Annotated in this window: 13 protein-coding genes, 2 tRNA genes and 1 riboswitch; of the genes, 9 read left to right on the top strand and 6 right to left on the bottom strand. The window is 69.3% G+C overall.

Features of this window, described 5'->3' with window-relative positions:
• Positions 1-94 precede the first annotated feature (94 nt).
• Positions 95-241 (bottom strand): hypothetical protein, encoded by a 147-nt coding sequence (locus E3T33_RS15215; protein ID WP_166784430.1) that lies wholly within the window; start codon positions 239-241, stop codon positions 95-97.
• A gap of 64 nt (positions 242-305) precedes the next feature.
• Positions 306-414, top strand: a riboswitch (TPP riboswitch).
• Positions 415-451: 37 nt separating this feature from the next.
• Between E3T33_RS15215 and E3T33_RS07135 the strand changes: the two genes are divergently transcribed.
• From E3T33_RS07135 to E3T33_RS07115, 5 genes are read left to right on the top strand one after another with little or no spacing between them, the layout of a single operon-like run.
• Positions 452-1,087, top strand: a complete 636-nt coding sequence (locus tag E3T33_RS07135) for an ECF transporter S component (protein WP_092325371.1) — start codon at positions 452-454, stop codon at positions 1,085-1,087.
• A gap of 8 nt (positions 1,088-1,095) precedes the next feature.
• Complete coding sequence (locus tag E3T33_RS07130) at positions 1,096-2,604, top strand: ABC transporter ATP-binding protein (protein WP_134575025.1); 1,509 nt, start codon at positions 1,096-1,098, stop codon at positions 2,602-2,604.
• The gene (locus tag E3T33_RS07125) at positions 2,601-3,386 is read left to right on the top strand and encodes an energy-coupling factor transporter transmembrane component T (protein WP_198417096.1); all 786 of its coding nucleotides are present in this window, start codon (positions 2,601-2,603) and stop codon (positions 3,384-3,386) included. Before E3T33_RS07130 ends, E3T33_RS07125 begins: the two co-directional genes overlap by 4 nt.
• Positions 3,373-4,005: an ATP-binding protein gene (locus tag E3T33_RS07120; protein ID WP_241982858.1), complete on the top strand. Its 633-nt coding sequence runs from the start codon at positions 3,373-3,375 to the stop codon at positions 4,003-4,005. The genes E3T33_RS07125 and E3T33_RS07120 overlap by 14 nt, the downstream gene beginning before the upstream one ends.
• Positions 4,002-4,262, top strand: a complete 261-nt coding sequence (locus E3T33_RS07115; RefSeq protein WP_092325375.1) for a hypothetical protein — start codon at positions 4,002-4,004, stop codon at positions 4,260-4,262. Before E3T33_RS07120 ends, E3T33_RS07115 begins: the two co-directional genes overlap by 4 nt.
• 181 nt (positions 4,263-4,443) lie before the next feature.
• On the opposite strand, the gene E3T33_RS07110 is transcribed toward E3T33_RS07115, so the two are convergent.
• The 5 genes from E3T33_RS07110 to orn form a co-directional block, all read right to left on the bottom strand.
• Entirely contained in the window at positions 4,444-5,721 is a 1,278-nt protein-coding gene (locus tag E3T33_RS07110; protein WP_092323722.1) for a hypothetical protein, read from the bottom strand.
• Positions 5,722-5,745: 24 nt separating this feature from the next.
• Complete coding sequence (locus E3T33_RS07105; RefSeq protein WP_092323723.1) at positions 5,746-6,096, bottom strand: metallopeptidase family protein; 351 nt, start codon at positions 6,094-6,096, stop codon at positions 5,746-5,748.
• 23 nt (positions 6,097-6,119) lie between these two features.
• Positions 6,120-7,286, bottom strand: coding sequence for an RtcB family protein (locus tag E3T33_RS07100; protein ID WP_092323725.1), 1,167 nt, complete (start codon positions 7,284-7,286; stop codon positions 6,120-6,122).
• Positions 7,287-7,356: 70 nt separating this feature from the next.
• Positions 7,357-7,432, bottom strand: a tRNA-His gene (locus E3T33_RS07095).
• A 46-nt stretch (positions 7,433-7,478) separates the two neighbouring features.
• A complete protein-coding gene (orn, locus tag E3T33_RS07090; RefSeq protein WP_092323726.1) occupies positions 7,479-8,099 on the bottom strand; it encodes an oligoribonuclease in 621 nt (206 codons plus the stop codon).
• Between the two features lie 93 nt (positions 8,100-8,192).
• On the opposite strand from orn, the gene E3T33_RS07085 reads away from it, so the two are divergent.
• The 4 genes from E3T33_RS07085 to E3T33_RS07070 all read left to right on the top strand — a co-directional run bounded on the left by E3T33_RS07085 (position 8,193) and on the right by E3T33_RS07070 (position 9,211).
• A complete protein-coding gene (locus tag E3T33_RS07085; RefSeq protein ID WP_134575024.1) occupies positions 8,193-8,411 on the top strand; it encodes a hypothetical protein in 219 nt (72 codons plus the stop codon).
• Between the two features lie 6 nt (positions 8,412-8,417).
• Positions 8,418-8,678, top strand: coding sequence for a thioredoxin family protein (locus E3T33_RS07080; protein WP_092323729.1), 261 nt, complete (start codon positions 8,418-8,420; stop codon positions 8,676-8,678).
• A 111-nt stretch (positions 8,679-8,789) separates the two neighbouring features.
• A tRNA-Arg gene (locus tag E3T33_RS07075) sits at positions 8,790-8,865 on the top strand.
• Positions 8,866-8,893: 28 nt separating this feature from the next.
• Positions 8,894-9,211: a hypothetical protein gene (locus E3T33_RS07070; RefSeq protein WP_134575023.1), complete on the top strand. Its 318-nt coding sequence runs from the start codon at positions 8,894-8,896 to the stop codon at positions 9,209-9,211.

The following is a 9,211-nucleotide window of genomic DNA, read 5'->3' as shown; positions in this document are numbered from 1 at the left end:
TCGCCACTCGCTACGACAAACTCGCCCTCACCTACCGCGGAGGCGTCGTCCTCCGTGCCATCACCATCTGGTTACACGAATTAGGAGACACGCCCTAGGACCGTCGTCGCCGTCCCAGCCGGGGCAGCCGCCACGGTCCACGCACCGGGAGCCCTCGGCGGATCCGGCGTCGGCGCAGGATGAACGATCGCATCAGTACCAGCAGGACGGCGGCCAGGATCAGGGGGACGGCGACAGTCATTCGGGACGACCGGGTGCGCCGACGCCGGTGGACTCCATCCTGCGAGTCTAGGCGGGTCTATAATCGAAGCGAACACGGGAGTCCGGTTGACCGGGCTGAGAGGAAGCTACCTGGCTTCGACCGTCGAACCTGATCTGGATCATGCCAGCGCAGGGAGGCAAACAATCTCGTAACCCGTGCCCTGTATTCACTACGGAAAGGGCACGACAAGTGCATGCAACAACCACCCCCCTGATTCCCGCCCAGACGACGGCCCGCAAGCCGCGCAACCTGAGGTGGCGGGTCGTCGACATCGTCGTCGCCAGCGTCATCGGCGTCGCCAGCGGACTGATCTTCTTCGCCTGGAACACCGCCTACGTTCCGCTCAGCGCCCCGCTCACGCCCCTCCTTCCCGGCCTGCAGGCCCTCCTGGGCGGCGGATGGCTCTTCGCCGGGGTGCTCGGCGGCCTGATCATTCGCAAGCCAGGGGCCGCGCTCTACACCGAACTTCTCGCTGCCGTCGTGTCCACGCTGATCGGCAACCAGTGGGGTCCGCTCACGCTCGTTTCCGGGCTGGCCCAGGGACTCGGTGCGGAGCTGGTGTTCGCGGTGTTCCTCTACGCCAACTACCGTGCGTACGTCGCCGTCCTGGCGGGCGCCGGCGCGGGCCTGGCCCTCGCGATCAACGACCTGGTACTCTGGTACCCCGGCTCGGCCGCGGCGTTCGCGACGATCTACACGGTGTCCGCCGTCGTGTCCGGCGCAGTGATCGCCGGGCTGCTGTCCTGGCTGGCCATGCGCGGCCTCGCCAGGACGGGGGCGCTCGGCCGGTTCGCCGCGGGTCGCGAGATTCGCGCCGACGTCTAGTCGCACTGATGACGCCGCCGGCAGCACCAGACCTCCGCGTTGCGGGGGCGTCGATCGACGGCTCCGGCTGGGGCTGGCGTCATGCCGGACGGCGGGCGTGGGCGGTCAGGGACCTCGACCTCCGCATCGACCCGGGCGAGCGGGTGTTGCTGCTCGGCGCATCCGGGGCGGGGAAATCCACCCTCGTGCACGCCCTGGCCGGGGTGATCGGCGCCGCCGAGGAAGGCGAGGAACAGGGGCGGCTCCTCGTCAACGGGAGCAGTCCGGCCGCCGCGCGCGGGCAGGTGGGGCTGGTGATGCAGGACCCGGATTCCCAGGTGATCCTCGCCCGGGTCGGCGACGACGTCGCGTTCGGCTGCGAGAACCTCGGTGTGCCGCGGGAGGAGATCTGGCGCCGGGTGCGCGACTCGCTCGCGATGGTCGGACTCGACCTGCCCCTCGGCCACCCCACCTCCGCGCTGTCCGGCGGACAGAAGCAGCGCCTCGCCCTGGCCGGAGTGCTGGCGATGCGTCCGGGGCTGCTGCTGCTCGATGAACCCACGGCCAACCTCGACCCGGCCGGCGTGCTGGAAGTGCGGGAATCGGTGGCCCGGGTACTCGAGCACACGGAGGCCACCTTCGTCGTGATCGAGCATCGGGTCGGCGTGTGGCAGCACCTCGTCAACCGCGTCATCGTGCTCGACCCGGCCGGGGGAGTCCTGGCCGACGGCCGGCCGGGCGACGTGCTCCCGGCGGAGGGCGACCGGCTGTCGGCCTCCGGGGTGTGGGTTCCGGGCATCGCGCACGACCTCCCCGCGCGGCGCCGGGCGCCGCAGGCATCCGATCGTCTCCTCGGAACACAGGCGCTCGCCATCGCGCGCACCCGGGACGCCGTCGTCGCACGCGACATCGAGCTTGAGGTCGTCGAGGGGGCCGCGCTGGCCATCACCGGACCGAATGGGGCGGGGAAATCCACGCTGGCCCTGACCCTGGCCGGCCTTCTGAAGCCGGCCGCCGGCCGGGTGCTCGCGGACCCGCGCTTGTCCGGCGGAGCCCCGGCCGAACCGATCCGCTGGAAGTCCCGCCAGCTGCTCACCCGCATCGGCACGGTGTTCCAGGACCCCGAGCACCAGTTCGTGGCCGGCACGGTCCGAGCGGAGCTGTCCGTCGGGCCGCTCGCGCTCGGGCTCCCGGAGCCGGTGATCTCTGCCCGGGTGGACACCCTGCTGCAGAGGCTGCGGATCGACCATCTCGCGGAGGCGAACCCGTTCACCCTGTCCGGAGGCGAGAAGCGCCGGCTGTCGGTCGGCACGGTGCTGGCCACCCGGCCCGGTGTGCTCGTGCTCGACGAGCCCACCTTCGGCCAGGACTTCCGCACCTGGCGGGAGATCGTGGCCCTGCTCGCGGAGCTCATCGACGCCGGCACCGCCGTGGTCGCCGTGTCGCACGACGCCGAGTTCGTGGCTGCCCTGGCCGACAGCGAATACCGCCTGGCCGGCAGCCTGGACGCCCGGCCCGACCGCCTGGTGACGCTGTGACCGCGACGGCGACGGCGACGCCGGGGAACCGGGGAATCCTGCGGGTCAACCCGGTGGCCAAGCTGGCGGCGGCGCTCCTCCTCGCGGGGGTGCTTGTGCTGACCATCGACTGGGTTTCGGCCGCCGTCGCCCTGGCCTGCGAGCTGGTCCTGTTCTTCTGGGCCGGGATGTCCTTTCGGATCTTTGTGCTCCGCACCCTCCCCGTCTGGCTGGCCGCACCGGCCGCCGGGCTGACCACGCTGCTCTACGGGCAGGCAGCGGGCGCCGAATACTGGCAGTTCGGCCTCATCCACATCACGGACGGGTCGGTCGAACTGGCCGTGGCGACGCTGCTGCGCGTGCTCGCGATCGGGCTCCCCGCTGTTGTCCTCTTCGTCACCGTCGACCCGACGGACCTGGCCGACGGACTGGGGCAGGTCGTCAGGCTGCCGGCGCGCTTCGTGCTGGGCGGGCTGGCGGCACTGCGCCTTGTCGGGCTGCTGATGGAGGACTGGCGCGCCCTCGAGCGGGCCAGGCGGGCCAGGGGCATCGCGGATCGCGGCGTCATCCGGCGCCTGTCCGGCCAGGCCTTTGCGCTCCTCGTGCTCTCCATCCGCCGCGGCAGCAAGCTGGCCACGGCCATGGAAGCCCGGGGATTCGGCGGAACGACCACCCGAACCTGGGCGCGGCCGTCGGATTTCGGCCGGCGCGAGGTGGCGCTGATCGGGCTGGGGCTGTTCGTCGGCGCCCTGGCGGTCGCCGTATCGGTCGCGACCGGAAGCTGGAACTTTGTCCTCGGCTGAGACGCCCGTCGCGGCCGTGCTTCGCGCGCTTGCCGGGGCCGGTCCGACCCCCGTCGTTCTGATCGACGGTCCGAGCGGGGCGGGCAAGAGCACGCTGGCCGACCATCTCGTCGCCGCGTGGCCGGGCACGCGGCCACCGACCCTCGTGCGCCTGGACGACATCTACCCCGGGTGGCAGGGCCTTGATGCCGCCGTCCGGCAGGTCACCCGGTGCGTGCTTGAACCGCGGCAGGCCGGCCGGGCCGCCGCCTGGCAGCGCTACGACTGGGACAGGGGAGAGCCCGCCGAGTGGCACCCGGTGGACCCGGCGAGCCCGCTCATCGTGGAGGGGTGCGGGGCGCTGGCCGCCGCGCACGCCGCGCTCAGCGACATCCGCGTCTGGCTCACCGCGGACGACACGCTTCGGAAGGCCAGGGCCATCGCGCGCGACGGCGAGGTCTTCCGCACGCATTGGGACCAGTGGCAGCTCGAGTGGGAGGACTACCGGGCGAGGGAGAATCCGGAGCGTTGGGCCACGCTGCGGCTCGGCGGAGAGGGCGCCATGCCCGACTCGGCGGCGGCGACTCGGCCGCGCCGTTTCGGCGGTAATCGCCGCCGCCGGGCTAAGTTGGATCCATGACCAGTCCTGATGCAGAAAACGTTGTCTACACTGCCGAGTTCATGGACGGGCCCCTCGAGGGCCAGACCGACACTCGCGTTCTCCTGCACGGGAAGCACGATGCGCGGATCAGCATGCTGGCCGCTGTCGGCGGCATGGAATCGCTGTTCTGGTACGACGAGGTCGACAGCCGCGACGTCCAGGGGCGCGCGCACGTTCGCTACCGGTTCGACGCCGGTGACAGCGACCCGTTCGAGTCGACCGAAGAAACCGACTGACCGACTGACTGCCTGGCCTAACCCGCCCCAGCGCCGACCACCCCGCGCCGAACTGTGAGTTCGGCACCTTCGCCCAGCCCGGGAAGGTGCCGAACTCACAGTTCGGCGATGGTTAACCCCGGTGGTCGAGCGTGTCGAGAGCCGGAGCGTGTCGAGAGCCGGAGCGTGTCGAGACCCGGGCCTAGTCCCGTGACGCGATCAGCGCCGCGATCACCGGTACCGGGTGGAGCAGGCGCCAGCCGAGGCCGGGATCGCTGATCGCGCGGTCGAGCACGAGCGGCGACGAGACCGGTTTTCCCGCGGCGTCGGTGGAGACGCGCCCGACGACCTTGCCGGCGCGCCCGGTGGAGAACGCGTCGAGCTTCACGGCCGCGCCGTCTGAACTCGCGCTCTGCCAGGTGACCTGGGTCTTCGCGGTGCGCACCACTCCGGATGCCGTGTCGCCCCAGATCGATTCGAAGCGGACGTAGGCGTCGCCCTTGGCCAGGAGGGGCAGCTCGCCGATCCCGGCCTGTGCGCTCTCCATCAGGGCGGTCAGGTCGCTCGTCAGCGTGTCGTAGTCGGGTTCGCCGACGAACGCACCGGCGAACGTGAAGCTGGAATCGCCCGCTTCGACCTGGGCGGTGAACAGGAAGCAGACGCCGGCGGCATCCGTGTAGCTGCGCGAAATGCCGGTGATGCCGAGCTCCGGCAGATACGCCGTCGTGTTGTCCACCCCGCGCCGGCCGGCGAGCGATGACGCCGGGGCGGCGATGATCTCAGCGATGATCGGATCGGCCGCGGCGATCGCGGCCAGGCGGGCCAGGTCGGTGGCGGTCCCGGCGGTGGCGGAGTCCAGGCCGGTCGCGTCGGCCATGTGCGTGGCGCCCAGGCCGTTCTTCGTCAGCCAGGCGTTCGCGGCGTCCAGGTATTCCGGCACCGAGCCGTACGCCCACCGGGCCAGGGTGTCGGCGTGATTGTTGCTGGAGCCCAGGACCAGCGACTGCAGCAGCTCCCGCTCGGTCCAGCTCTCACCGGGAAAGACGGCGACGGTCCTGGCATAGGACGCGCTGTAGTCGATGTAGTCCTGGTAGTCCGCGGCGGAAATGGTCAGCTTCGGTCCGGCATCTCCCGCGCCCAGCGGTTTGGCGTCGAGCACGACGAGCGCGGTGACGATTTTGGCCACCGAGGCCATCGGGAGCGCGTCCGTCTTGCCGCCGAACCCGATGGGTTCCCTGGCGGGCGTGGAATCGACGACCTCCGAGCCCGCGGCCGCCGTGCCGATGGCCGTGACCGCGCTCGCACCGGCGGCCGGCAGCCGCGGAGGTGCGGGCTCTGCCGCCGCCGCGGGTGTCGACAGGGTCGCCTTGACCGCGGGAAGCGGCCCCAGCAGGGTCGCCGGTCCGTAGACGCCGACGGCCAGGATCACCAGCGTGCCGGCTGTGACACCAATGAAGCGGCCGGGCCGGAATCTACTCATGCGCTCAGGCTAACCCGGGGGAAGTCAACCCCAGCCGAGCTCGTGCAGCCTGTCGTCATCTATCCCGAAGAAGTGCGCGATCTCGTGCACGAGGGTCACGTGCACCTGGTCGCGCAGTTCGTCGAGGTCGGCGCAGAGGTCGAGCAGCGGTTCGCGGTAGATGACGATCCGGTCGGGCATTTCGCCGAAGCCGTACTGCCCACGTTCGGTCAGCGACACTCCGTCGTACAGTCCCAGCGTGTCCAGCGTGCCGTTCTCCGGGCGGTCTTCGACCACGAAGACGACATTCTCGAGCCCGTCGAGCATGTCGTCGGGCAGCAGGTCGAGCTCGTCGATGACGAGACGCTCGAATTCCTCCGGGGTGAGCTGCGGCATCCGTTCAGCATCCCACAGCGCGGTCAGTCGCCCTTCACGTTGATGAGCTGGCGGAGCGTGTGCCGAACCTCCACCAGGTCGGCGGAGTCCTGCATCACTCGATCAATCGGCTTGTAGGCCTGGGGGATCTCGTCGATGAATTCCGCCGTGTCGCGGAACTCGATGCCGGCCATCGCCTCACGCAGTTGGCTGAACGTGAACGTCTTGCGAGCGGCGGTGCGGGAGTACTCCCGGCCGGCCCCGTGCGGTGACGAATTCAGCGAGAGCGGGTTGCCTTTGCCGACGACAACGTACGAGGCGGTCCCCATCGAACCCGGAATCAGCCCCGGCTTGCCCGGGCTCGCGTCGATCGCGCCCTTCCGAGTCAGCCACACGTCCTTGCCGAAGTGATGTTCCCGCTCGGTGAAGTTGTGGTGGCAATTGATGCGCTCCTGCTCGAGGGACGGCACGCCGGTCCACCTCTCGAACTGCAGGACGACGCGATCCATCATCTCCTCTCGGTTCAACAGCGCGAAGTGCTGCGCCCAGCGCATCTCGGCGATGTACCGGTCGAACTCCGGCGTGCCCTCGACCAGGTACGCGAGGTCCGGGTGGGGAAGCCTGATCGAATGCGCGGATGCGTAGCGCCGGGCGATCTCAATGTGGTGCAGTGCCAGCTTGTTGCCCACACCACGCGAACCGGAGTGCAGGAACAGCCAGACGCGGTCGTGCTCGTCGAGGCTGACTTCGATGAAGTGATTCCCGCTGCCGAGGGTGCCCAATTGAAGCCGCCAGTTCGGTGAGTAGGCCGCCGGATCGAAATGCGCCTCGGTCGCCGCTCGTTCGAGTGTGCGGCACCTGGCCGCGGCAGACGGGGTCAGGACATCGTTGTAGTGGCCGGCCGAGAGGGGGATCGCACGTTCGATGGCCTCGCGCAGGGGGCGGCGGTCAGCGGGGAGGTCACCAGCGCCGAGCTGCGTGCGGACCGCAATCATCCCGCAGCCGATGTCCACGCCCACAGCGGCCGGGATGATGGCGCCGATCGTGGGGATGACGGATCCGACGGTCGCGCCCTTGCCCGGATGCGCGTCGGGCATCAGGGCGAGATGGGGAAAGATGAACGACAGCGAGGCCGTCGTGATCGCCTGTTCGCGCGTGACCGGGTCAAGGATCGACGCCCAATTCAGCAGCTTCGGGTTGATTTCTTCCATGCCGGCATCTCTCGTCCGGAGGCAGCATACGCCTCCCGCGACGGGGATGCCCGGTGGACGATCAATCTATTGGGGTGAGTAACGGGGCTTGAACCCGCGACCTCCTGGACCACAACCAGGCGCTCTACCAGCTGAGCTATACCCACCATGTGTGCTCACATCGCAAGCGACGTAGGCAACTCAAGAATTCTATTACACCTTCGGACCAAAGTTGGACACGGCCTGCGCGGAATGCACTTTCGCCTCGACGCTCGTGGGCCCGGGGTCGGCCACGAAGACGCTCTGGCGGTAGTAGGCGAGTTCCCGAATGGATTCGAGGATGTCGGCGAGGGCGCGGTGGCCGCCGTCTTTCGCGGGCGCGTTGAAGTAGGCGCGCGGGTACCAGCGGCGGGCCAGTTCCTTGATCGACGACACGTCGACGTTACGGTAGTGCAGCTGCTTGTCGAGGCGCGGCATGTACCTGGTGAGGAAGGCGCGGTCGGTGCCGATCGAGTTGCCGGCGAGCGGTGCCTTCTGCTCTGCGGGAATGAACTGGAGGATGTATTCGAGCACCTGGAACTCGGCCTCGGCGACGCTGACCCCGTTCGGGATCTCGTTGATCAGGCCCGACGACGTGTGCATGTCGCGGACGAAGTCGCCCATGTTCGCCAGGGCCGACGCATCCGGCTTGATCACGATGTCGAGGCCCGGGCCGATGAGGTTCAGGTCGAAGTCCGTGATCACGACCGCGATTTCCACGAGCTCGTCGTTGTCGAGGTCGAGACCAGTCATTTCACAGTCAATCCACACCAACCGGTCACCACTAATTGTCATGGGACGAGTCTACCGGTGGGCGCCGACAGGCCCCGCGCGGGTGGCTGGGAGGGTGCGGGAGGTCGCGCGTTGGCGCCTCGTAGACTGGGTACGATGCCAACGACACTTGCGGTTCTCCTGATCATCAATGCGGCCTGGGCCTTCATCGTCTGGCCGCAGTTCTTCCGACGGGTGCGGCGCGACGAACGCGCCCGCGACACGGCCGGCAGGCCGACCAGATTCCTGGTCGTCCACGCCGTGCTGATCGGCATCTCCCTGCTGCTGGCGGTCGTCTCCGTCGTCGTCGCGACGATCTTCCTGATCACGGGCTGACCGACCATGGAACTGATCTTCTTCTCCTCCGCATTCTGTGAGCCGTGCATGCAGACCCGGGCGGTGCTGGCCGAGGCGGCCCGGCTGGTTCCCCTGGCGACCGTGCGGGAACTGGATGTGGCCAGGGACGTCGCCGAGGCCGAGGCAGAGGGCATCCGCACCACGCCGACCGTGATCGTGAAGAACGCCGCCGGAACCGAGGTGTTCCGCGCCGTCGGCGTGCCGACGCTCGCCCAGGTGCTCGTCGCCGCCGCGAAGGCGCTCTGACCTTTCTCATCTTCCGCCCTGTCACCTTCCGCCCTGCCGGCATCCGCCCGGCCGGTCGTGGCGCGGGACGGGCCGAGTCTCCGCCTGCGGTATCGTTGAACCGCGTTTCCCGCCCCCGTAGCTCAGTGGATAGAGCAGCGGCCTTCTAATCCGCTTGTCGTAGGTTCGATTCCTACCGGGGGCACCATCCAGCAAGACCTGTGGGAGGGTCGGTCATGGCCTATCCGCTGATCACCGAACGGCTCAGCATCGCGCCCCTGGCCGGCGCTGACGCCGTGGCCTTCGCCCGGTACCGGCAGGAACCGGGCGTTGCCTTGTACCAGTCCTGGTCGACCGATTTCTCCGAGGCCGCCGCCTTGAGCATCGTCGCAGGTCAGCCGGCGGGCGATCTGCCGGGCGCCGTGTTGCGGAAGGCCGGCCTGCGGCAGGAATGCAGGCAGGTGGAGGCCGACTGGTTCAAGGGGGAGTGGACGACGCTCGACACGTACGCGCTTCTCGGGCGGGAGTGGCCGCGGGGAGCCGCGCGCGGCTGA

This window comes from Cryobacterium sp. TMT1-2-1 (assembly GCF_004403955.1).
Lineage (GTDB): Bacteria > Actinomycetota > Actinomycetes > Actinomycetales > Microbacteriaceae > Cryobacterium > Cryobacterium psychrotolerans.
Note: the sequence above shows the minus strand (reverse complement) of the source record. Positions and strands in the feature narration are given on the sequence as shown.

Excerpts from the sequence above, each read along its gene's own strand:
- orn (WP_092323726.1), bottom strand. The coding sequence starts at position 8,099 with ATGACAATTAGTGGTGACCGGTTGGTGTGGATTGACTGTGAAATGACT.
- E3T33_RS07070 (WP_134575023.1), top strand. The coding sequence starts at position 8,894 with ATGGCCTATCCGCTGATCACCGAACGGCTCAGCATCGCGCCCCTGGCC.
- E3T33_RS07115 (WP_092325375.1), top strand. The coding sequence starts at position 4,002 with ATGACCAGTCCTGATGCAGAAAACGTTGTCTACACTGCCGAGTTCATG.
- E3T33_RS07080 (WP_092323729.1), top strand. The coding sequence starts at position 8,418 with ATGGAACTGATCTTCTTCTCCTCCGCATTCTGTGAGCCGTGCATGCAG.
- E3T33_RS07085 (WP_134575024.1), top strand. The coding sequence starts at position 8,193 with ATGCCAACGACACTTGCGGTTCTCCTGATCATCAATGCGGCCTGGGCC.
- E3T33_RS07105 (WP_092323723.1), bottom strand. The coding sequence starts at position 6,096 with ATGCCGCAGCTCACCCCGGAGGAATTCGAGCGTCTCGTCATCGACGAG.
- E3T33_RS15215 (WP_166784430.1), bottom strand. The coding sequence starts at position 241 with ATGACTGTCGCCGTCCCCCTGATCCTGGCCGCCGTCCTGCTGGTACTG.
- E3T33_RS07110 (WP_092323722.1), bottom strand. The coding sequence starts at position 5,721 with ATGAGTAGATTCCGGCCCGGCCGCTTCATTGGTGTCACAGCCGGCACG.
- E3T33_RS07100 (WP_092323725.1), bottom strand. The coding sequence starts at position 7,286 with ATGGAAGAAATCAACCCGAAGCTGCTGAATTGGGCGTCGATCCTTGAC.
- E3T33_RS07130 (WP_134575025.1), top strand. The coding sequence starts at position 1,096 with ATGACGCCGCCGGCAGCACCAGACCTCCGCGTTGCGGGGGCGTCGATC.